We start from the raw sequence: 23,226 nt of genomic DNA, 5'->3' as shown, positions 1-23,226 counted from the left end.
AGTCATTGCGACAACGTGATCACCCATTGCGATAAGTCCCGTAAAGTGATCACTTTACATCGCAATGAGTGATCACGTTCGTTCGCAACAGGTGATCACGTTGCGTCGCAGGTGGTGATCAGGTTGGGTCGTAATACGCAGCTCGCGAGCAGTCCCTCACCAGCTACGATCTTTACACTGCCGAGGAGTGTTTTATCTGCGGCAGCGGTGCGCGGTTGATTCCAGTTAAAACAATCGATGGTCGGCAGATTGCCCAGTGTCCTGGGCCTGTATATCAGCGGCTGTCACTGGCCTACCAGGCATTGATTGATGACGAATGTGGGGAGAAAAGACAATGACCTTCGATTTAGCAAGCTACGCCAACACCATGGCTCGCTACAACCAGTGGATGAATGGCGGTCTGTATTCAGCTGCGGAGACCTTGACCCCCGAGCAGCGCCGGTCGGAGTGCGGCCTGTTCTTCGGCTCCATCTACAACACCCTGAATCACTTGCTGGTCTGCGACCTGATGTGGCTGGCCCGATTCAAAAACGAACCCGTCACAGTGAAAAGCCTGACCCAGGAGCTGTTCGGCGATTATGTCCAGCTGCGACAAGCCCGGCAGCAAACTGACAGGGACATTATTGCTTGGGCACGAAGTCTGGCGTTATCCCCGCCGCCCGAACGGTTGAACTATGTCAGTTTGTCGAGCAATACCGAGCGGAATGTGGACTTCACTCAGGCTATCGTGCATTTCTTCAATCACCAAACCCACCATCGTGGACAGGTGACAGCGGCGCTGTCCCAGCAAGGTGTGGACTTCGGGGTGACAGACTTGATCTTTATGCCGGAGGAGAATTGACGACATTGATCCCTTTCTCTTTTGTGTTATTCATCATTTTCGAGATGACAGGTATTGAACAAAACGCAGTAAATCTTCAAATAAAAAATTAGGTCGGGAGATAAAAGGTGGAAGCGCAAGATACAGGCTATGACTCCAAGACACTGGAGAGTTTTGGCCGTCAGGCGGTGATGCAAACCCTGGAGGCGGAGCTGAGTATTCAGGGGCCAGGAATCGTCTCCATCCGCTTTCCCTTCCAATTCCGGTTTACGCAACAGAACGGCTATATCCATGCGGGCATCGTCGCCACTATCCTGGACAGCGCCTGTGGCTATGCCGCATTTACACTGATGCCACAGGGGGCGGATGTGCTCACCGTGGAATTCAAGGTGAACCTGTTGCGCCCAGCCAAGGGGGATCACTTTGCCGCGAAGGCAACGGTGGTCAAGCCAGGCAAAACAATTTCTGTTGTGGAAGCTGCGTTGTACAGCTCAGAATATGGCGAAGGAAAACCGGTAGCGACCATGACGGCAACTATCATGACAATGTTGCAATCTTCAAAAATTGAGGAGTAGGCAGGAAAGGATAATGAATGGCTAGACAACCCCCGACCTAAACCACAGTGCGTTGATCAGCATCGATGTACAAAACGACTTTGTGCTTGATGATGCCCCCGCCCGCATTCCAGGCACGCTGGCAGCGGTTCCGGCAATGAGAAGGGTGATTCAGTCGTTTCGAGACAGCGATTTACCGATTATCCATGTTATCCGCTTGTACCTGCCGGATGGCTCCAATGTGGACTTATGCCGCCGTGCCGCCGTTGAGCGAGGAGCCCGTATCGCGATACCGGAAAGTGACGGTGCTGAGCTTGTTGCATCATTGAAGCCCAATAGTGATACCCGCTTGAATGCCCAATTATTATTGTCGGGTGGTGCCCAGGAAATTGGTCGCAATGAGTTTGTTCTTTTCAAGCCCCGATGGGGAGCCTTTTACCAGACAGGACTGGAAAATTTCCTGCAAGGGCGAGGCATCAATACCTTGGTGTTTCTGGGTTGTAACTACCCCAATTGTCCCCGCACCAGTATCTACGAAGCCAGTGAGCGTGATTTCAAGATCATGCTGGTAACGGATGCGATTTCTCAGCTCTATACCAAGGGAGAAGAAGAGATGAAAAATATTGGCGTGACACTTTACTCCTCTGAAGGTCTGGACCAGTTGGTACGGGGATCCATTTGTAAAGAATGATTTGGAGGAGTCGGCGTGATTGGGCACTGTAGATGTACGAATATAAAAGTGGAGTGGCAGTTTGATCGTGCCAGCGAAGTTCATCCCGTCATTTGTGATTGCGAATACTGTACAGCCCACAATGCTCAATATGTATTCCAATCTGACACCACCGTGGAAATACACATAAGGGATTTTTCATTCTATCGCCAAATCCAGCAAGGAACGAAGACCGCCGTTTTTCATGAATGTCGAAAATGCGGAATGTTGGTTTGTGTGACCGTTGAATCAGGTGGACAAGTTTATGGGGCGATTAACCGCCGTTGTCTTCCCATGGATCTGGCATTTGCAACACCGATAGCAATTCGTCATGGTGACTCTTCAATCCCAGACCGCATAACAAAATGGGTACGGAATTGGTGCTCTTCGGTGACCGTTAATTCTGGATAGTTCGTAGAATATCAAGATAAATAAATAGCACCAGGATCCTAGTATCAAGTTTGAAGTGCCCGGACCTCCAGTCTTGGCCTGACACAAACGTAAGTTCAATACGAACGTTATCGTTGCGGCGAAAAATAGCATTCTTAACCTCTTGCCCGATCAATCACATAACGAACAATCTATAACAACATGGAATACATAGAATGAAAATAATGAATTTTTTTCATTCTATGTATTCCAATATGATCACTTAAATGCGGAAAAATGCAGTCCGCTTTTTCCTTTTTTATGAGCTCTACGCCTGCGGAGATAACAGATGCCGGGACAGCCTGCTACTTGGAAGGTGAACCTGTGGGTCACGGGATCGGGGTCATTTATTAACATAATCGCTATGACGATTATGTTGCCCTTTCTGCCAAACTACCTCGAAAAATTAGGAGACTACTCGCAAGAGGAGACTTGGCTATGGTCCAGTCTCGTTTATGCGTCGACGTTCATCACTGCTGCGCTGTTCGCTCCACTTTGGGGCCGGCTATCCGATCTCTATGGATGCAAAGCCAATTTGATACGCGCCAGCGTAGGTATGTTTATTTGCATGACCCTCATGGGTTTGGCTACTAGCGCATGGCAGATGCTTGTTTTACGCTTGCTGGCAGGTATTGCTGGTGGCTATACCTCCGGCGCAACAATTCTCATGGCGAAGGAGGCCCCTAAATCCCAAGCAGGACAAGCTCAAGGAGCATTATTTGCTTGTATCTTAGGAGGAAGCTTAGCCGGCCCTATTTTTGGCGGGCTTATCGCGGCTCATGCGGGTATGCGCGAGGCGTTCTTTATCTCTGGTAGCATGATATTTATTAATGTTTTGCTAACGATAATTTTAGTCAAAGAAGAGACTGCTCCCTGTCGATCCCAGCGCAAATCGATAGAGCCCTGCACACCTTTTGAACTTAGAAATTGGGCTTTGCTACTTGCCACAACTGGGCTTTTGATCGCCAACTTGTCAATTGAACCTATCATTTACAGTGTAGTTGAAAACATATACCACCAGCCACTAGCGACTACCTCTGCAGCAGGCATTGTCTTGTCCGTCACTGCATTTGGTGGCTTACTTTCCTCTCTCTTGCTCGGCCGTTTGGCTGATCGCTACGGTGCTTCACGGATTGCAATGTATGGTTTCGCTACAGGTGCTTTGCTGATAATTCCCCAGGCTTTTGCGACAGACGTTTATACCTTAATGTTGCTGCGCTTTTCGATGGGACTCGCTTTAGGCGGTGTATTACCCTGCCTGAAGTCAGCTCTCAAGCATACTTACGCCAATCCAGGTGACCTTGGGCGAGCTCTGGGACTATCAACTTCCTTCCAGTATATCGGTCAAGTGGCAGGCCCTTTGATTGGGAGCGCTGTAGCTACTAGCTTGGGGATTAATTTCACCTTCTATATTACAGCTGCGTTTGCGCTGGCATGCGCGTTACTTCTGGGACTTACTCAGCAAGGGTAATTCGCTTCTTCGAAAATTTCCCGGCATCAAATAGTTGGATTTTGGGGCTTCCTTCTGGCAAGTACGATTCTATGGTATTTCATCCTATGAGACCTCCAAGAAAGCCAGAATAGTTTATAGCCTAGGCACTTAGGCTACAAAAACAGATACGTCATCTGAGCTCAAATCTACAACACGTAAGAAAAGCGATTCCAGATAACGGCTGGCCTTTTCCCCAATAGCACATTGCGTCAAAAGCGATCCCTTTGGAATTAATATCGATAACGTGCTTCCCTTTCCAGGTAGCTCTAGTCGCCGAAGAGATCTGAGATAGCAACCAATTAAAATGCCTACGCAGTTCCGAATTTCGGCAAGTGTCATTAAAAATATTACCGATCAATGATCTGCCTCGCTATATGGGAAAGTAGATTTACAAACTTCTGTAAAAAACACCACAACTTGTAAACCTTAGGCCGTGGTTTCTAACGAGAATGGTTAAATTATGATCAAGCAGCGAAAAAGTGATGACACTTGTCGAATTCTCAGAGCTCCTCATTGCGTAACTTTTCAAAACACAGGTATGCGATACCCAGTATCGTACTGAATGCTGTGTAAAATAATACACCCGTCATATTTCCTCCCTTTTGGACTTTAAGCCTGAGCTACTACTCCAGGCGCTGGTCGTCGACGCAGTTGACGCTATTTATCCAAATTGATTCTTGGCTGCTTAGCTTTAATAGGAAATTTATCTGTCGACCTAGAGCAATTCGATCGTCGTTGAAGCCACACAGTGTGGCTTTAACCAAAAATGTGGCGCGATCTCCCACTGTATTTATGTCACAGCAATCATGCCTTGACATAAATCCATCAATCGGAGAAATCCCATGAAAGAAAATATCAAATCCGAAATAATCCAGGAAATCGAGCGCGAGCTCGGCAAATGTATCGCGGAAGCCAATGCGCGGGAGCTACTCTCGGTAGCACTGGGCAAACCACACAAAGCATTTTCTGTCTCGATCTCTCAGAAGCTACACCTGGCGATTTCCTACCGCGCGCTGTCGGAAGGGCTAAAGATCAAGGAAGTTCTGATTTTAGCACTGCTCGATTATCTTGATACTCCTGTTAATCCTGATATTTCACCTGAGCGGTTAAAAGAGCTCATTCTTGAAAAGGCTAGCCGGCGTAACCGCAACAAGGTTAGTCCGGCGCTTCGAGAGATGGTACTTCCCGAACGCTATCGGCAGCAAATGCCCCCTTCTGACGAAGGGTAAATTACTATCCCTCAGGGCTTAGCCCTGAGGGATTCCTTTACATCCTAACGGAAAAATCTATCACAAGCTTAGATAGGCCGTTTCCATATAGCCGATCATTAGATCTTTCGGGTTGAATACCCAAGCCCAGCCATCCCCCTCATCAGAGAGAATGTGAACAATGGTTGATGTCCGATAGAGATTGATTGGATAGCGGTCATTCTTATCCTTTTTCAATGCCACCATATCGGTGTTGGTGCGATAGGCTGGCAGCTGGCTTGCTGCTCGCATAACATTGTCTTCTGCGGTTTTATGACCTTGCTGTGCCGCCAGAGCGCACCAGTAAGTCGCTTGGGCGAAATCTTGTTTGACCCCGCGACCGAGACCATAAGCATCGCACATCGCATTCTGGCCATCCGGATCACCACCATCTGCTGATTTCGAAAACCACTTCAAGGATTCCCCCTCGCTTTTAGGCACGCCGAGCCCTTGAAAATACATCATCCCCATTTTGAATGCTGCTGAGGGTACTCCTTTGTCAACTGCACTTTGGAGTAACTTTAACGCTTCGGGATAGTTGACGGGCACACCCGTGCCATCCACATATAGCGCGGCAAGATTATCCATGGCTTCACCGCTTCCGTTATCGGCGGCGATGCGAAAATACTTGGCGGCTGTCTCGTAGTTTTGGAGCACACCAATTCCCCGAACATACATTTCACCCAGATTGTTCGCAGCGACGGCATTGCCCGCATCGGCAGCGATTCTTGTGTGCTTAACCGCCAGGCGCATATCCTTATGGACACCATCGCCGCCCGTTAGGTAGAGCGAGCCAAGATTGGCGTGACTGGCAATGTGCCCCATCTCGGCGGCTTTTTGGAAGCTCTCCAGTGCAAAGCCATGGTGATTCTCAGTCAACTTTTGATTCATGTAGAGAACACCAAGGTTGTAATAAGCCTCCACGTTTCCCTGGCGAGCAGAAAGCGTGTACCAATAGCGGGCCGTCATGAATTCTTTATGGATCTCCTCATTGCCAAATGCGTAGATCAGTCCCATGCCATTCTGGGCGTCGGCATCCCCGGCTTTCGCCATCGGTTCCCAAATTGACGCGGCTAATGTGTACTGACCATTCCAGTACGCCTTTTCAGCCTCCTCGAATGTCCCTGCCCACAGGGAGGGGGCGACAAAGACGCAGATGAAGAGAATCAGTTTATTGAAATGTGGCATGGCAACATCCTTATGAGTTTAGAAAAGTGGGTAATGGAATGCCTTCCTTGGCAGTGAATGCGCCGTTACTGGCTCAGCGGTTTGAGGTGGTACTGTGGAGCGATTTCGTCTTCAGCAGGCGCAGCGGAAACCTTTGGTGCTAATAAACCCTTACTTCAGACGCCATGCCGGCAGCGTAGCCGCTATTAAAGGCGCCTGAGTCGCTACTTTCGAATTTCGAGTTCTTAATCTCTTCGACGACATCCCGCCAGCGGAAAGGTGCTACAGGGTTTGAATTATTCCCCACACACCGGACCGAAAGATTGAGTATGGGAGTGGTCAGTATGCAGCCCCAGTGGAACATCACCGCACCAGGGAAGAGGGCGAACAGCCCCACAACCATGAGAAGCGCCTCCGGAAGCTTGTGTCCTGCGTCTTCGAGGATGGCAGTAAAAATGAATGGGATCAGCAAGCCGACAAAGCCCAGAGCAAAGGGGGTGACAAGCGCAAGGGCAAACCCAGCCAGAGTGAGCAGGCACATGGCGGCCTTGGCCGTCCACCATAATGGCATTGAGATAAATGCCAGCAATTTGCCGATAAAGCCTGGCTGAACGCTAACGGCCGCCCAAGGGTGAAAGAGTAAGTAAACACTCCGGTTTCGTGGCGCTAAAACCTTTAAATAGATACCTTTCATTCTAATTACCCCCAATCGATTGCAGCGTCTAACTCAATTTAAAACCTCAAAATGGTTAATTCAGAGTACTATTATAAACTATAGTTTATAGATGTTCCAAGGGCTTACTGCGACTCTTCGCCCATGCCGCAGAAGCCCACTTACAATGTCCGCAATATCCTCGCATTCAATGTGAGGCGGGAGCGTATGGCCCGCGGTTGGTCACAGGAAGGGCTGGGGGCCAAAGCGGGCACCTCCCAGGTGTACATCAGTGAAATTGAGACCGGAAAAAAGGCCGCGTCTGTAGATATGCTGGAGGCGTTGGCCAGCGCCTTCAACTGCGAGCCCTATGAACTGCTCCGTCCCTCCGACATCTAACCCTTCCAGCCCCAGTCCTCTGCGATAGCCGCCGAGGAAATACGCAGACATTTTCTACATCGGCGCGCGGCGTCTGGATCCCGCCTTTGTCCGTCACTACGCCTATGCCTCAAGGGCTAGACAGACAAAAACGGGATCTCGATTGAAAAGCAGCACCTGACGATAGCTGTACTGGTTAGTGGTGTTTTAAGAGAACACATAACGTGGTATTGCCCATAATTAACCCGCCGCATTGCGCTCAAAGCCTGTCAAGATCGCGATACCAATCGCGCCGAAGGCTTGATCTTGACTGGGTTTGAGCGCGATGCAGGCTCTTGATGGGCAAGCACCAAGACCAGCGCAGCTATGGATTGGGTGTTTTTACTCTGAGGCGGGGTCACATCAGCTGATTCATCTCATATCCAATATGTAGCTGGCTGCGATTGTGTGGGTGACCGTTTTGGCCTCAGAACAGACAACTATACTGCAGCCACGACCTCCATATCGGCCCGAAACCGCTATTCGATACTCACTGGTATCCACTATCTGAATGCTGCAATATGAAACCTTTGACATCCGAGTCCAGACATAGAAATTAAATGAACAAGCTTTGCTTGCCTGAGCTAGGGCGGCATTGGATGCATTATCGTCTCTTAAGGATAAGCTAATTCAGCATCGCATGATAAAGACCATCACCTGCATAGCAAGACGCCTTTCTAACCGGCTCAATACCACCGTTTCATGGTTGGAGAGTAAAGAGCGCTCCACCGGTGCGCAGTCGAAGTTCGTGGACCTTGCACCGACCGATGAGGCAGACGAGACAGGCATCTACTCTGAAGCGATCATGTATGCAACGAGCAATGCGAAAGTTACCAATATTGCCTTAACTGGCCCCTATGGATCAGGAAAGAGCAGCATTATCCAAACGTTCCTGAGAAAGTATCGGCTGCCTGCGCTTCATATCTCACTCGCTGCGTTCACTCCCGAGGCAAACTTGGAAAGCGAAAACGTCAGTCGCCAAGAGATTGAGAGAAGTATCCTGCAGCAAATGTTGTATGGTGCTGACGCAAACAGACTTCCTTTATCACGGTTTAAAAGAATTCAGTCGCCCGGTGTTGGGGCAGTCTTCAAATCCCTATACATAGTGCTTGGGATTATTGCGATTTGGTACGTGTTACATGAGCGAGAAGACATCATCAGCGGCGCATTTTTCGTTCCGCTGTCCCTCAGCAACTGGTTTAACCTGGGGAGCATTACGCTCGCAGCAACGTTTTTCTGGGTGACACTGCATCACTTTTATGTCGCGAGCTTTGGTTTGTCACTCAAGAGCATCTCGCTGAAAGACGTTGAGATCAAGCCAGCACATGATGACCAGGCTTCCATACTGAACCGTCACCTGGATGAGATCATCTACTTTTTCCAATCTACTGACTACGATCTTGTGATCATTGAGGATCTAGATCGATTTAATAATGCCGAAATCTTCGTCACACTACGTGAAATTAATAGCCTCGTGAACGAGAATGCCGGTGTGAGGAGAACCATCAGATTCCTCTATGCCTTGCGCGACGATATGTTCACCAATACTGATCGAACAAAGTTCTTCGAATTCATCATTCCTGTGATACCCATCATCAATACGTCTAATTCGATCGACATGGTATTAGAGCAAGGAAAGAGACTTGAGCTCGACGAGCGCCTTGATCGGCAGTTTCTTAGGGAGGTATCGCGGTATCTGAACGATCTTAGACTAATCCAGAACATCTTCAATGAATATGCCATTTACGTAGCCAACTTGGAAACGGATGGAGAGACCATTCTCGACGCCAACAAGCTCCTCGCGATACTGATCTATAAGAACGTCTATCCGAGGGACTTCGAACAATTGCACCGCAACTCGGGGAACCTCTATAGAATCCTAAATCGCCAAGGGGAGTTAATTCATCAGGCCGAGGAGACGCATAGAGCCGAGATTACAGAACTCGAAAGGCAGCTTGAAGTTGCCGAGCGACAGACACCATCGGATCTGAGAGAGTTGCGGCAAATTTATTCTATGGCCCTGATTGAAAAGCTTCCTCCGAATGTGAGTGCTGTTAGTAATGACCAAAGAACATGGATCTCGCTCCCCCAACTTATTCACCACGAGTCATTTGAGCAACTGATTGGGGCGACTCGCTTATTGAGCCGAACTTACCAAGGTCATCAGCAACAGCCAGTCAATGTCTCCAAATTGCAAAGCGAGGTGAATTCTCAGAAATCCTATCAGCAACGCAAGGAGGAGATCGAAAGCAAGGCGGCGGATAGCAAGAGCAAGAGCCTTCGACAAATACGTGACCTTAAGTCGAGGATTGCAACGCTTCGCACCACGAAGTTCAACGAGCTGTTGCGTTTAAATGCCAACCGAATCCAAGACCTTTTCGAAGACTTCGGGGAAAACGGAGAGCTTGCTCGTTTTCTAATCCTAGAAGGGCATCTCGACGATACTTATTACCAGTACACCTCACTCTTTCACTCAGGCCGTTTGTCGCCAAACGACAATAAATTTCTGATCCAGATACGTGCGTTTGTCACTCCAGAGCCGGATTTTCCTATCGACAATCCAAAAGAAGTCATCGCTGCAATGCGAGATGAAGACTTCCGGCAAAGCTATGTCTTGAATATACGTATTATCGATAGTCTCCTGAGTGAGCGGAGTCGTTACCTCAACCAAACGGAGAAGCTTTTCAGCTTTCTCTCATCAGAATTCGACAGTTGTGAAGCCTTTTTCAAAGGCTACTATACGAGCGGTCGCTATGTTGGAGAGCTTCTTTCAGGGCTAGTCAAGACATGGAGATCTCTTGTGCCAACGGCCATTGCCAGCGCCAACAATGTTTCTCACGTTACCCAGTTGCTCACAAGCCTACCGGAAAGCCAGCTAAAATCCCTCGCAAGGGATTTTGACGAACTACCAGATTTTGTTTCCGCGAACCTTCCAGAGATTCTAGCCAATTCACCCGAATTACCCCCGGAACGACTTGAATGCGTTGGCGTTGAAGTGAATGATCTAGCGGCAATCGAAGAACACTCAGAAATTGTACGCTTTATGTTCAAAAAGGGACTTTTCGAGCTAACAATGGCTAATATTGAATATGCTTACCAATCAATTTTGGGAGAACACGACCTTCAGCCACTGCGCGTTCAGAATTTTACTACAATCAGGTCAACGAAGAATGCCGCATTGATAGAGAGAGTCGAGCGGGACTTCAAACGGTACCTACACGACATTCTTTTGGAACTTGAAGACAATTCAACGGAAGACGCTGCGGCGATTCTGAAAATCGTTCGTCAAGATTCGATCGACCAAGATGATCTTCGGCAGTTTCTTGAGCGGCAAACAATCCTGCTGCCAAATCTAGAAGATGTACCTGATAGACTACACTCGATGCTGTTCGAGCTATACGCCATTGAGCCTGTTTGGGCGAATGTTATTGCATTTATGGAAAGTGAGAAATTCGAGGCAGAGCGTTTGATTGAGTATCTCGACCGAGACGAGGTTCGTACAACCATCCTCGATCATCCCATACCAAATGGCACCGGATCGCAGCAATTACGACGATTCCTTTACGAGGCTGATTCTTTGACTGATGCCTCTTATAAAGCATATATACACGCCCTGCCGAATCCATTCAAAATGCCACCCGAAGGACTTGAGACAGCCAAGCTCCGAATTCTGATAGATCAACAGAAAATTACTTTTTCCAAGGCAAGCTTTGATGCTTTCGCAGAAAGCCGGGATTTGCAGGTATTTTTCGTTGCGACCAACATAGACACATATCTGGCCGATCCAACACACTTTGAACTCGACGATGATTTCAGAGAAGAGCTCCTTCGAGCTGAAATCGATAATGCCGCCAAACTCAAGATAGTCGAATTGATGAATCTGGAGTTACTTGTAGACCTTCCCGACAGATCAGCACTTATAGGGCCAATTATTAACAAAAGCCCTACGATAATACTTTGCGTAAATGGGGCTATCGCACAATCCTTAATAAGGCATTCGACACCGATAGCAACGCAAATTTCACTATTCAATAAATATCACTCATTGATGTCAGTCGAGGAAGTGCGTCATGTCTTGGGTGGTTTGCAGAAACCATTTTGCGAAATAAATTTCGGGCGTCATCGACCTAAACTGCAAAACACTCCTATCAATAGAGATTTTGTCAGTTGGCTTAAATCAAGAAATATTATCTCTTCATGGCGTGAAGGCGGGTTATTGAGTGACGAAATAAAAGTGAATCTATTTAGGCACCGGTAGGTGGATTTGAATTCCTCAGCCAAGAACTGAAAATCTCGCCTGAATCTCCGATGATCCAATTATTTTCCAGGACGGTTACACACTTTGAAAGGAACGCAAGCCGAAACAAACGAGCACGGCCAAGCTATAGGGGCACCGCTCCCTAACTGGCAAGCTCCGCCAGTATTATCTAAGACTATCATCGGTGGCGAGCTCTGTCGGCTCGAACCGCTATCCGTTGAGAGTCATGCAACGCAACTCTTTGAGGCTTTCTCAACAGATGTGCCGGGAAGGGTTTGGACCTATTTGCCTTATGGCCCCTTTGATGGTTTGATCGGCTTTTGTGATTGGGTTTCGGAGCAAGCTAGGAAAGACGACCCTCTCTTCTACTCCGTGGTCGATACAAACACAGGTCGGGCCATCGGCGTCGCCAGTTTTATGCGTGTCATGCCGGCGATGGGCGTAGTCGAAATTGGCCACCTCAATTTCTCACCATCGCTTCAACGCACAGCCGCCGCCACTGAAGCCCTTTATCTGATGATCGACCACATATTCGAGTTGGGTTACCGCCGTTGCGAGTGGAAGTGCAACGCACTGAACGAGGCCTCCCGCAATGCTGCGCTGAGACTTGGGTTTAGCTACGAAGGTACGTTCCGGCAGGCGGCTGTGATCAAGGGACGAAACAGGGATACCGCGTGGTTTTCCTTGCTGGATAGTGAATGGCCTCTGCTGGAAACAGCGTTTACAACCTGGCTGTCGCCAGACAATTTCGCTAAGGACGGGCGGCAACGGCAATCCCTTTCCGCGCTCACCAGCACTGCCCTAAATGAGAATACAAAGATCGTATAGGCCTGGACATGGAATACAAAACTATCCCCATCACACGTATTTTTGACGAGCAAAAGGCGAAAGACTTTTACCTAGGCTACCTTGGCATGCAATTAGATTGGGAGCACCGTTTTGAGCCCGCTCTGCCAATCTACATGCAAGTCTCCAAAGGCAATTTTGTCTTGCACCTCAGTGAGCATTCCGGCGATTGCAGCCCCGGTAGCAAGCTCTTCGTTGAAGTGGATAATCTGGAAGACTTGTATTATGAACTGAGCGCAAAAGACTACCCTTATTGCTCACCGGAAATTGAGACACCACCGTGGGGTGGGCGCTGCTTTACGATTACCGATCCCTTTTCCAACCGGATTCTATTTAACCAAGCAGGTAGCCATGAAGGTTGAGCTTTCAAGCTACGATCCCAGCTGGCCGAAGGCCTTCCAAGCTGAGCGTGGGTTTCTGCAAGAGCTTATTGGTGATTGGCTTGTCGGCACCATTGAACACGTTGGCAGCACAGCGGTACCGGGAATGGTGGCAAAGCCAGTTATCGACATAATGTTCGGCGTGGAAAGCCTCCCAGCTTCTAGTGCAACCATAGAGATTTTGGCGCGCAACGGCTACTGCCACTACCCCTACAAAGCGGATGTAATGCACTGGTTTTGCAAGCCTTCTCCGGAAATGCGAACCCACCATTTACATCTGATCCCCTACCACAGTCCACTATGGATTGAACGAATCACCTTTCGTGACATCCTGCGCAACAAACCCGACGTAGCCAGGGAATATGCAGAGCTAAAGCAGGCACTGGCAGCCGATTTGACTGAAGATCGGGAGGCTTATACCCAGCGAAAATGGCCATTTATCAAGCGGGTATTGAACGGCGCAAAGAATGGCTAGTATCGATGTTGAAATTGGTCTAATCGGCGGCGCTGAAATGCGCGATATCGTCCTATGCGATTACAATCCAGACTGGCCAGACCAGTATGAAAGCGAGGCCGCAAAGATCAGGCGGGCTATGGGTAACCGGGCGCTGCAGATCGAGCATATTGGCTCAACTGCGGTGCAGCTACTAGCTGCAAAACCGATCATCGATATCCTGTTGATTATTGCAGACCCCGGCGATGAAGCGGAGTACCTGCCAGCGTTACTTGCGGCTGGCTACCAACTCCGGGTTCGTGAGCCTGAGGATGACCAGCACCGCATGCTCAGAACACCAGAACGCGATGTTCACATTCATATCTACCCGCCATGGTCTGCCGAAGTTGATCGATATTTGCTGTTCCGAGATCAGCTTCGCGCCAGCGAAAATGACAGGATCGAGTATGAGCGCACAAAGCGTAGGCTGGCGCAAAGGGCGTGGGCCGATATGAACGATTACGCAGCTGCCAAGAGTGAAATAGTTGAGGCTATAATCGCCAGTAGACGCGCTGATCTGTTGAAGAATGACACTTAGCTAGCGTCTTATTGCGGCGCCTCAACACTGTGAATAAAGCGGCTTGGGACATTCAAAAATGAGAGCGCGTCAACCTGCTTCCAGGGCTGTAAAAATACCACGCTGTAATGCTGGCTTCTTGATTCTTCCACAACGAAAACGTCACTATTCTCCTCCTCTAAATTGCCGAATTTTGCAACAGTCAGCGGTGTGATTTCACTGGGGAAAGCAAGAATTTTGGCTGAGGGAAGAGTGGCAAATTCCTTAATATTTCTTGGCCTTACCCACCTTAACCGGATCATAATTTCCAGGATTTTCAGATCAGGACTGTCTTGAAAATACGCCTTCAAAGGACCTGTTATGACATCCGCTAGACGGTACTCAAACGGTGACAGCGGAACCAGCTCTCCCATGGGAATATCAGGTTTATTGGGCAAAAAATATTGACAGGCTTCGCCTCCATAGGACAACTTAATGTGGCGAGAAAATGGTTCCCAGCACCAATGATCAATTTGGTCATATGAGCGGGTTCTTTCCAGCGTAGTTGGTCTTTGCATCAATCGTTTCCCTACCATCATCTGCCTATTTTTATCCCATATTAGCATTCAATTTCCAGTCAAATTGACGCTTCCATCAAGAGTAATTTCACTTGATACGATCATCATTACTCAAAGCCATTTGCACCCTGCGCTGAATTGCTTCCGGCGGAAAATAACAACCTGATAGTCCGGTTGGTTGCCCCTGGGCAGACGACGAAATCCTTCCAGATCAAAGCCAGGAAAGAGCGCAGATTTGCGTGTAGGACCCCATTTTTCTGCCCCTGAGAGATGAAATTTCAGCGAAAAATGGGCACGCAAATTTGCATCATAAGGCGTTGCGAAAGCGCGCCTTCGCGCCGCCGGCTCCGCCGGCCACCCGAGCTGACGGAGGGGAGTAATTCGAGCGGTCGGGCCCCGGATTGAGGCCGTAGGCCGGTCGCATCGCGACAATCAGGGCCGCTCGAAGTACACCCCGTGTCCAACCCGACGGGGGCCCCCGCGAGCGGGGCGTCGGGTGGAGTCCGAGGATGCCGCCGCCGCAGGTGGGCAGGAGCGTTAGCGACGATACGGCATCCGCAGGGCCTGGAAAATGCCGCAGCCCGCAGGGCCACCGGACGGGCCCCGATAGTCAGCGATAGCTGATTATTGGGCCGGTGGTACCAGGGGCGAGCGGAGCGAGCGCTTTTCCAGCCCGTCAGGGCGGGTGGCCGTCGAAGACGGCGGCGCGAATTGACAGACAAAAAAGCACTGCTTTTTTGTCTGTCGTATTGGCCTGTTCGGGGCCCCGCGACAGCGGGGTGGCAGGCCAAGACCTTCCAGAAATCAATGAGTTGTAACTTACTAGACAAAGGTGCTTCCAACGCGACATCGCTTCGGGCAGAGGTTGGAGAGCCTTAGAACTACCCGGACGAAATGGCCGGACGACTTGCAGGACACCGGGTCCACTCAGGTGTCCAGATACAAATGCCTCGCATAGACACTTGTTTGCCGAAAAAGCTATGCAAATCAATTATGTGTCGTTCCCTCCCACTGTACCTATGACTCAATCACTCCGGAGGAAACGAAAATGCGAATTCAAGATTTTGACTACCGATCAGCGAAAAATCGCTCGTTTGAAAAAACTGACTTAGTGCTCCGCTGGCTTTATAAATGGGAGGTATCCAGCCGACATGCAATCCAGGGCCTGCTTGGAGTAGGGCGTTCAGCAACCTATCAAACCCTAGCAAAACTAGAAAAAGATGGTCTAATTTCTTGGTTTTCGATGCCTAACTGCTGCTCAAAAATTTATCATCTAACTCAGCATGGAGTGACTACTGCCAGAGAATTTTTCGTAGGCCATAAGGACGTGTATCTCAACACGCGGTATTATCCATCTCGCATCAATACGAATCACTGTCAACATGATTTTTTGGTTCAACACGAAGTTTTACGCCTTAAAAACGGGCATAAAAATGCCAGATTTTTGAGTGATCGACAGCTCCGACTAAGAGAGAAATTTTATCTCAGAAATAATTACAAAATACCTGATGCCGTTGTGCACCTTGGAAGCCAAAAAAAACCCTACCAAGTACTAATAGAAGTTCAAGAGTCACCCTTGTCATCATTTAAACTGGAGCTAATGCTGTCTCTGTATGCTGAGGCTATCCGAAATAACGAGATTCACGGATTGATTTTCGCAAGCACAAAGAAGCATATTCTTGACCACGCGAGACGAGTGATTAACCGCGGCATCAGGCACTTCAATTTTGTAGAAGGCCGCTGGCATCCGATTAGCACAGCAACTCGACCTAGTCCCCTTTCGTTAGATATGGTAGGAAACTCTATAAAACTGTTCGATTTGGGTCATTACTCGAATTTTTATTATCGGCACTTATACCGATAAACAAGGATTCATTTCGGCGTCAAAACGAGCGCACCAAACACTCATGTTTTGCAAAGGTTTGTATGTGCGAATATTGCCGCCGAAGTGATAGGGCCAAGGCCCGTCTAGGCCAGTGAATGGAGGCTGGCTCAGCAGAATTAGCGAAAATTTCACTAGCTCCAAGTGAGCACAAAAAATGGAGTTATCGCCTGCCGAGCCACGCCTATTCTAACCCGCAATTCTTTGTCGCATTTATCAAAGTGAAAGTAGTGAAAAATCACTACGCCGCGCGCGTCACCATTTCGTCCATTGCCTCCTCGACCAAACGCCAAAGCAGGTACGAAATTGCCATCGTGTAGATAACTAAAGCAATCAGGTCATCATCATGCGGCTCTAACCCATATAACTCTGCCATTCCCATATCGCAATCTTCGTCAATAATTTCCAAGACTTCCAAGAGGAGGTCGAATTTAGCAGCCAATTTTGGGTTTGAATTTAGCGGAAAAGTGCTATTGGAAAGCCTTACCTTTTCGCGCTGGATCTTCGACATCGTCTCCCTCAGCATAGGAGAGACTTCTTCGTACTCTTTCTTGTACCTTGTAAGCCATCCATCTTCTGACCATCCTTTTTTCCAAACGTCTCTCCATTGCTGCATTCCAATCCTCTTTTGCAGCTGATAAATGACCCACCTAAACGCCCGCGCCTCTGAAATTAGTTCTTGCTGTTTTGGCTTCCCAAAAGTGGCTTCAAAATCGCTGTAAGTTTTATCTGCCATTTGAAGTAACTCGATATACTCAACATCATCTAGCTGATTTATGCCATCACGAACAATAGAGAAGGCATTGCGCCCCACTCCCCGGTAACCATTCTTTTCCTTACCGTGAGCAACTAGCATCTCCACGCCATTACCCAGTACATGTCTCAATGGACGCGGATCTACCCCGCCCTTCTCGGGCTCATCTAGGGCACCAATTTCTGACGACCAATCGATCCACAGCCGCCTAGACAGCCGAACAAGCGAGCTCGTGTACTCATTTACAGAAATCAGCTCCTCGGAAAGCAGCGCCACTGCAGCCGAGTGGTGGTCGGCTAAGGCTGCTTTTTCGGCAAGCCTTTTAGCCTCGCGCCCAACGCGTAAAGATCCGAAAGCTGCGACAGCAGCTGCGACTGATGCTACCGCAGCCAATGCCGACGGCAAAAACTCGATTATGGAAATGGACTCCATTCCAAGAATATCTCCTACTGGGTAATATGCTTACTATAAAAAACCAAAGAAATCCAGGAAATCTGGCGATGTGCCTTTTCAACACACCTCACCGTATTTGTCGAGGCGATATAAATCATAAATAAGCCGAAATATTAATACTTATTATTATCGTCTAATTTAGATATTTCATCTACCGACCTTCCGGCAGCTTAACTAGGCAAGGCCGGGCCCGACCTGCCTAGATCTGCGAACAAATTTAAACCAGATACTACGGCGGACTGCTAATTAGCATGCCTATTCATCGGCACCAGTTTCAGCCAACTCTACACGTCGTGCACGACGAGAACTTCTGCTTGGCTTCACAATCATAGGCTCTTGAAAGTACAACAACAGTGCTAGTATCACCACCTCAGTTTTTGTCCGCCGCTCGTCAAAGGCCCTATCGTCCAGAGCGTCGAATAAACTCAATGGAAGTAAGCCATTGAATCTATCACGTTTTTCACCAGCAAAGTGGTGTAACAGCTCCTCTCTAGGAATGTCTTGCACCAAATCATGGTTATTAAGATCTTTAAGAGACAATACCAGCTGCTCAGCTATGGTTAATGACTTCATTTTAAATTCTCCAAAATAGTAAAGTTGATGAGGACATCTCATCAACTCGTACTGTGGGAGAATACAGAACAACACCTTTGGCTATTGTAGCTATACAATCTCAATCCTATTCGCGGCCAAAAGGCTATTTGCATACGGAGATTGGAAATGTCCATTTTTTCCGGTCATATGACAAACTGCTTTTTTGTGTTAAAAGTGGCTGAACGATCATGGAGGATTACATCAGTTTGGTACAAAGTAGACAAAGAATCATCAATCCACTCTGTGGACCGGGCAGCGCTCATCGGGGCAATCTACTTGGTTTTGTTGCGTATCCGACCAAGCCTTCCCTTGATTTGAAAGTTATTTTCCCAAAGCTTCATATTCAGCCGTGTTGCACGGCACCGTTTTCACAGTTGTGTAGACCATGCGATTAAACTCGTGAAACATCCGCCATTAGTGTCTGATTGGCGCTCTGGCGGCCTGCAAGTCGGACTCAGACCTTGGGCAGCCTCGAATGGCTTTGTACTGTGCAGTTGAAAATCGGAGCAATTAGCCATATAAAATAAAGTTTTACTATTATTGTGGATATGTGACCATACAGTCCTGCTATTAAGTAAGTAATAATCCTCTATCAGGAAAAGGGGTGACCTAAGGCATAATAACCATACGATTAACCGAGATAAACGGGTTGTGCATGGAAAAGGAATTTGAATTTTATCAACAGCGTGAAGATTGCAACAATTTGGTCTTATTTGTTCATGGGTTCACTGGCAATGTAAATAAAACATGGAAAAATAAAAATGGGAAATTATTCCCCAAGCTGATTCTTGAAAATGAATACGTTGCGCAAAATTTTGATGTGGCTACCTATGGGTACTTCACCACTTTGTTGGATCTTTTTGCTGACAGTAAAGAAAAATTCAGAAAGATAAAAAACTTAATCCGCAGAAAGACACACAAGAAAGAAAGGAATTTGGAAATCTCTGAGCTTGCCAATATTCTAAGCAACCATTTGAGGATCACTCTGAATCAGTACGATAACATTTATGTTATTGCCCATAGTATGGGCGGACTGATAACCAAGTCTCTAATTTCCGAAGAGCTGAAGCAGAAAGGGTGGACAAAAGTTAAGCTGTTTTTATCGTTAGCAGTTCCTCATCAGGGTTCTGATATTGCTGTTTTTGGTGGATTAATCAGTGATAATCTACAAATTGACAATCTTAACCCCGTAAATTCCTTTATAAACGGGCTTAATCAGCGCTGGATCGATTTAGACAGCAAACCCTCCACCAAGTACTTTTACGGTAGTTATGATGAGGTGGTTACCAAGCATAGCGCCGTTGCTATAGATAAAATCGAAAAAGATATAATAAGTGTGACTGAAGACCATAATTCCATCTCAAAGCCAGAAAGTTCGAGCGCAATTGTATGTAATGGTGTGTGTCAGTTTTTAGAAGAAGCGCATAAACATGCATTACTGGGAGAAGTGGGCTACCAAAAACTAGATCCTGCCGAGCAGCTTGATGATGAGCTTTTTGTTCTCAAGTTGATCATTGCCGATATTGCAAATGAAACACAGCAGCATGCAAAAGAACTGTATTTCAATGCTGAATACGTAAGAAAATTATTTAAGTCGAGGCATGATAAGAAACAGCTGGAACTGCTTTTTAATAACATTCGCCAGCTCTATAAAGATAGCTATGATGGTTATCTTGCCGACGATACTATTAACTCCGGAAAGCTCCTTGCAGAAGTCCATACAAAAATAACAGATCAGGACGCGAAGTTACTCAAAACAATTATCCCAACCCTTCAGTCATACCACAAGAAAGGAATGTTGCACCAACTCGCCAATGATGCCGAATCAGACATCTGGTGGTCAAAGAATAAAACCATTAGTGCTGAGGGAGAATAAAAGTGATATTGCCCTTTATAGAACCTGAAGACGATATTTATATTAATTTATGTGTTCTTTTACTGTTGATCGGCGCACTAGCAAAAACCAGCAGGGGAACACTAAAGTTAAATAACAATAGAATGCATGTTTTTCTATATTTGTTAAAGAATCCAACAGCGCTAAACAAAGTGCTCGGTGTCTTAGGGAAGGGAAATGTGATTCTTCAAGATCGAGATACTTACTCTGTCACTTCTATATCCCCTAATGTTGATCCGCTCTTTGATAGAGAAGCACTTAAATCACTGCTAAGTGTATTGGTTGCCAAAAAACTAGTTTCAGTAACATATAAGGAAGATGATGGATTTTTTTACATTCTTAGCGAAAGTGGCGAGAGTGCTATTTCGAACTTGAATGATGAGTACCTGATTGAGGTCAAAAAACTTTGTGAAAAGCTAAAAGGACTATCAAGCCATACAGAAAGTCAGCTCAATAAAACGATAAATCGAATCATCCGAATGGAAGCCGTTTAAATGTCAAGCAGCATTTTGATAAATCAACTTATTGTTGTTGGTACAAGGAAGAACTACGCCGTTAACTTTAATGCTGGTGTAAATATAATTTATGGTGATTCCGCAACAGGAAAGTCGAGCATATTAGATCTTATTGATTATTTGCTCGGAGCGAAAAAATTTGATCTTTACCCTGAAATCCATGCCGCTGCTCGATATGCCGTTCTAGATGTTACTCTCAATGAAGATCGGTATTCAATAAAGCGAGATATATTTGATGCATCTCGACCAATTGAAGTTTATCCATGCGCCTTTGCAGATATTGAGAAGTTCGCAGCAAAGAAATACCTGCCTACTTTCAAAACGAGTACAAAATACCCGGATATGGAGTTTTTTTCGGAGTTTTTGCTTAGCGCGTTAAATCTAACAAACCTGAAAATCAAGCAAGCACCAACTAGAGATGACTCAAAGCTTGTACGTCTGAGCTTTCGAGATCTGATTCATTATTGCTACGTGAATCAAGATGATCTTGGTAGCAAAAAATACTTTAAGCCAGATAATTTTTCCTTGCAAGTAAAAAATGCAGAGGTTTTTAAGTATATATTTAATGCTCTTGATTGCCAGATATCTGAGCTGGAGCAGGATATTTCTGATAAATCTCAGAGAAAATCTGAAATTGAAAAGAAGTTCACATTGGTTTCTGAGTTTCTGAGAGAGTCTGAGTTTGGCAGTATGTTAAGCCTTGATGATGAGGTGACCAAGACTGACAACGATATTGCGCTATTGAAGGAGCAGATTGGTCAGATTAATGGGAGGCTTACCGCGGATAATGAAGTGTATAGGGCTGTCAAATCTAGCCTGGATGAAATTGAGTTAGAAAAAAATGCACTTCAGCAGAGGATGCTTGATGGCGAAAGAAAAGTTGAGCGATTTACTCGCCTGCATAATGATTATCTCAGTGATATTGCAAAGTTCAATTCGTCGTTAGAGGCGAGGAGTATTATAGGCGAAATCCCTGAAGAGATTGCAATGTGCCCAGTATGTGATGGAGCTCTCCAGCTAGAATCGGCCAAGAAAAATTTTGATATAGCGCCTTCTGATAAAATCAAGTACGAGCTGAATTCGTTAAAAAGAAGAGTTAGAGATACAGAGCAACTTATCAATGATAGCAAGAGTCAGTGGGAGCGTGATAAGACAACGCTAAAGGTTCTTGAGGAAGATGAAAAGCGAGCTAGAGAGCTTCTTGATCAAAATACTAAAGAGCTAGTATCCCCGTATCTTGCCGAAAGGGATATGCATGTTAAGCAGCTTGGCGAACTAAATCAAAAAAGAGCAGAGCTGGTTTCTAGGCTAAAAATTAGAAACCAACACAGCCTATTAACAGAACAAATTAAATCCCTTGAGATTAGTATCAGAAAGTTAAAAGAGCAGGTGGAAAAGTTGAAGGAAAACGCTCCTTCAATGGCTGATGTTTTATCAAATCTTGCGGATAATCTTCAGCGCTACCTGTCTTTCATAAAAATTAAAGACCCAACAGGTGTTAGCTATACCTCGGACAAGTTTGTACCAATGCTTCGCGGCATTGAATACGGAAGTATCAGATCAGGTGGTTTGAGAACTATAGTTGGAATAGGGTACCTGTGTTCGCTTATGGAAGAGGCTTTAACCACTCAAATGAGTTATCCGTCTTTTCTTATGATTGATACTGTTGGTAAGTATCTAGGCAAGACGAAAGCGCAAAGCAGTTATCAAGATGAAACTTCGTCGGATGAAGACTTTAAAGAGGGTGTTTCAGACCCCCAAAAATATCAGAATATTTTTGAGCACATTATAAGCCTGTCAAATAAGTATGAGCAGAACAATCAAATTTGTCAGTTTATTCTTGTTGATAATGATGTTCCTGACCATATTATTGGTGAATTATCTGGATTTATAGTTGCTCAATTTAGTTCGGAGAGAGTTGACGGTTTGCCTGTTGGTTTTATTGATGATGCGCCAGTTTGATTGGCGTTTCTGAGCTTTGAGCCAAGGTGTTGTGGACTGCGATCTTACATCTAAAGCTAACTGCCACTTCTTTGTTGAATCTACAGAAATCTTGCCGTTTTGGCGAATATCATTGATTTTTCGGAATGACCGTTACTGCAGCAATGCCGACATTTCTCACAATCCAACCACTTGCTGATTTGAGCGGCTTGCGGGTTTTGATAAGATTCGAACCCTAGAATGCAAATAGCTTGTCAAAATAGATATCGAGAATTGGCGGCCCTAAAAAAAGCCGGTAAACTGGACCAATCTTGGACAAATTAACGAGTTTATACAGTGGTTTAGGGTGTTATCGGAGTTTTTAAAAGTTTTAAATATCAAATAGTTAAGGATTTTCGGCATCTATTTCTTTAATTGAAAATCCTCGTGTCGGCGGTTCGATTCCGTCTCTGGGCACCACTATTTATTAAGCCTCACCCCCCAAAATCTGAACAAACCACACCAGAATTTCATCCGGCTCTACCCCATTAACGGGGGATGGCACTCATTAAACCCTGTTAATCACACCGTCCCACCCACAATGGGCTAGAACGCGTAATCTGTAATTTTCAAAGTTTCTAAAACCATACGCTCGTCGTGTCATCATTTCCATTTT

At 46.6% G+C, this 23,226-nt stretch carries 21 protein-coding genes; 15 read left to right on the top strand and 6 right to left on the bottom strand.

Features of this window, described 5'->3' with window-relative positions; all coding sequences use genetic code 11:
- The first annotated feature begins 334 nt into the window (after positions 1-334).
- From ABYP33_RS10680 to ABYP33_RS10660, 5 genes are all read left to right on the top strand, one after another.
- Positions 335-841 (top strand): DinB family protein, encoded by a 507-nt coding sequence (locus tag ABYP33_RS10680; protein ID WP_373090879.1) that lies wholly within the window; start codon positions 335-337, stop codon positions 839-841.
- A gap of 107 nt (positions 842-948) precedes the next feature.
- Positions 949-1,395 (top strand): PaaI family thioesterase, encoded by a 447-nt coding sequence (locus ABYP33_RS10675; RefSeq protein WP_373090877.1) that lies wholly within the window; start codon positions 949-951, stop codon positions 1,393-1,395.
- Between the two features lie 52 nt (positions 1,396-1,447).
- Positions 1,448-2,065, top strand: coding sequence for a cysteine hydrolase family protein (locus ABYP33_RS10670; protein ID WP_373090876.1), 618 nt, complete (start codon positions 1,448-1,450; stop codon positions 2,063-2,065).
- A gap of 736 nt (positions 2,066-2,801) precedes the next feature.
- Positions 2,802-3,983 (top strand): MFS transporter, encoded by a 1,182-nt coding sequence (locus ABYP33_RS10665; protein ID WP_373090874.1) that lies wholly within the window; start codon positions 2,802-2,804, stop codon positions 3,981-3,983.
- A gap of 863 nt (positions 3,984-4,846) precedes the next feature.
- Complete coding sequence (locus tag ABYP33_RS10660; RefSeq protein WP_373090873.1) at positions 4,847-5,233, top strand: hypothetical protein; 387 nt, start codon at positions 4,847-4,849, stop codon at positions 5,231-5,233.
- A 60-nt stretch (positions 5,234-5,293) separates the two neighbouring features.
- Here the strand turns inward: ABYP33_RS10660 and ABYP33_RS10655 are convergent, their stop codons facing one another.
- A complete protein-coding gene (locus ABYP33_RS10655; RefSeq protein ID WP_373090872.1) occupies positions 5,294-6,439 on the bottom strand; it encodes a tetratricopeptide repeat protein in 1,146 nt (381 codons plus the stop codon).
- Positions 6,440-6,578: 139 nt separating this feature from the next.
- A complete protein-coding gene (locus ABYP33_RS10650) occupies positions 6,579-7,112 on the bottom strand; it encodes a hypothetical protein (RefSeq protein WP_373090871.1) in 534 nt (177 codons plus the stop codon).
- 123 nt (positions 7,113-7,235) lie between these two features.
- Between ABYP33_RS10650 and ABYP33_RS10645 the strand changes: the two genes are divergently transcribed.
- From ABYP33_RS10645 to ABYP33_RS10620, 6 genes are all read left to right on the top strand, one after another.
- Complete coding sequence (locus tag ABYP33_RS10645) at positions 7,236-7,469, top strand: helix-turn-helix domain-containing protein (protein ID WP_373090869.1); 234 nt, start codon at positions 7,236-7,238, stop codon at positions 7,467-7,469.
- Between the two features lie 613 nt (positions 7,470-8,082).
- A complete protein-coding gene (locus tag ABYP33_RS10640) occupies positions 8,083-11,745 on the top strand; it encodes a hypothetical protein (RefSeq protein WP_373090868.1) in 3,663 nt (1,220 codons plus the stop codon).
- An 84-nt stretch (positions 11,746-11,829) separates the two neighbouring features.
- On the top strand, positions 11,830-12,573 hold the full coding sequence (locus ABYP33_RS10635; protein WP_373090867.1) for a GNAT family N-acetyltransferase: 744 nt from the start codon (positions 11,830-11,832) through the stop codon (positions 12,571-12,573).
- An 8-nt stretch (positions 12,574-12,581) separates the two neighbouring features.
- Entirely contained in the window at positions 12,582-12,953 is a 372-nt protein-coding gene (locus ABYP33_RS10630) for a glyoxalase superfamily protein (protein ID WP_373090866.1), read from the top strand.
- Positions 12,943-13,446 (top strand): GrpB family protein, encoded by a 504-nt coding sequence (locus ABYP33_RS10625; RefSeq protein ID WP_373090865.1) that lies wholly within the window; start codon positions 12,943-12,945, stop codon positions 13,444-13,446. The genes ABYP33_RS10630 and ABYP33_RS10625 overlap by 11 nt, the downstream gene beginning before the upstream one ends.
- A complete protein-coding gene (locus ABYP33_RS10620) occupies positions 13,439-14,002 on the top strand; it encodes a GrpB family protein (protein ID WP_373090864.1) in 564 nt (187 codons plus the stop codon). The genes ABYP33_RS10625 and ABYP33_RS10620 overlap by 8 nt, the downstream gene beginning before the upstream one ends.
- A gap of 8 nt (positions 14,003-14,010) precedes the next feature.
- On the opposite strand, the gene ABYP33_RS10615 is transcribed toward ABYP33_RS10620, so the two are convergent.
- Positions 14,011-14,538 (bottom strand): hypothetical protein, encoded by a 528-nt coding sequence (locus ABYP33_RS10615; protein ID WP_373090862.1) that lies wholly within the window; start codon positions 14,536-14,538, stop codon positions 14,011-14,013.
- Positions 14,539-15,586: 1,048 nt separating this feature from the next.
- On the opposite strand from ABYP33_RS10615, the gene ABYP33_RS10610 reads away from it, so the two are divergent.
- Entirely contained in the window at positions 15,587-16,402 is an 816-nt protein-coding gene (locus ABYP33_RS10610) for a replication-relaxation family protein (RefSeq protein ID WP_373090860.1), read from the top strand.
- A 259-nt stretch (positions 16,403-16,661) separates the two neighbouring features.
- On the opposite strand, the gene ABYP33_RS10605 is transcribed toward ABYP33_RS10610, so the two are convergent.
- Together ABYP33_RS10605 and ABYP33_RS10600 are read right to left on the bottom strand one after the other, a co-directional pair.
- Entirely contained in the window at positions 16,662-17,606 is a 945-nt protein-coding gene (locus ABYP33_RS10605; protein ID WP_373090859.1) for a hypothetical protein, read from the bottom strand.
- A 276-nt stretch (positions 17,607-17,882) separates the two neighbouring features.
- Positions 17,883-18,200, bottom strand: coding sequence for a hypothetical protein (locus ABYP33_RS10600; protein ID WP_373090857.1), 318 nt, complete (start codon positions 18,198-18,200; stop codon positions 17,883-17,885).
- Between the two features lie 676 nt (positions 18,201-18,876).
- Between ABYP33_RS10600 and ABYP33_RS10595 the strand changes: the two genes are divergently transcribed.
- The 3 genes from ABYP33_RS10595 to ABYP33_RS10585 are packed head-to-tail and all read left to right on the top strand — an operon-like array spanning position 18,877 to position 22,592.
- Entirely contained in the window at positions 18,877-20,097 is a 1,221-nt protein-coding gene (locus tag ABYP33_RS10595; RefSeq protein ID WP_373090855.1) for an ABC-three component system protein, read from the top strand.
- A gap of 2 nt (positions 20,098-20,099) precedes the next feature.
- Positions 20,100-20,609 carry an ABC-three component system middle component 4 gene (locus ABYP33_RS10590; protein WP_373090853.1) on the top strand — a complete coding sequence of 170 codons (510 nt, stop codon included), beginning with the start codon at positions 20,100-20,102 and terminating at the stop codon, positions 20,607-20,609.
- Positions 20,610-22,592: an AAA family ATPase gene (locus ABYP33_RS10585; RefSeq protein ID WP_373090851.1), complete on the top strand. Its 1,983-nt coding sequence runs from the start codon at positions 20,610-20,612 to the stop codon at positions 22,590-22,592. It abuts the gene before it with no gap.
- 526 nt (positions 22,593-23,118) lie between these two features.
- On the opposite strand, the gene ABYP33_RS10580 is transcribed toward ABYP33_RS10585, so the two are convergent.
- Positions 23,119-23,223, bottom strand: a complete 105-nt coding sequence (locus tag ABYP33_RS10580) for a hypothetical protein (RefSeq protein WP_373089459.1) — start codon at positions 23,221-23,223, stop codon at positions 23,119-23,121.
- Positions 23,224-23,226: the final 3 nt, after the last annotated feature.

The sequence above is a fragment of the Zhongshania sp. genome, from assembly GCF_041584495.1.
In the GTDB taxonomy this organism is placed as follows: Bacteria; Pseudomonadota; Gammaproteobacteria; order Pseudomonadales; family Spongiibacteraceae; genus Spongiibacter.
The sequence above is the reverse complement of the archived record's forward strand: the minus strand, read 5'-3'. Positions and strand labels throughout refer to the sequence as shown.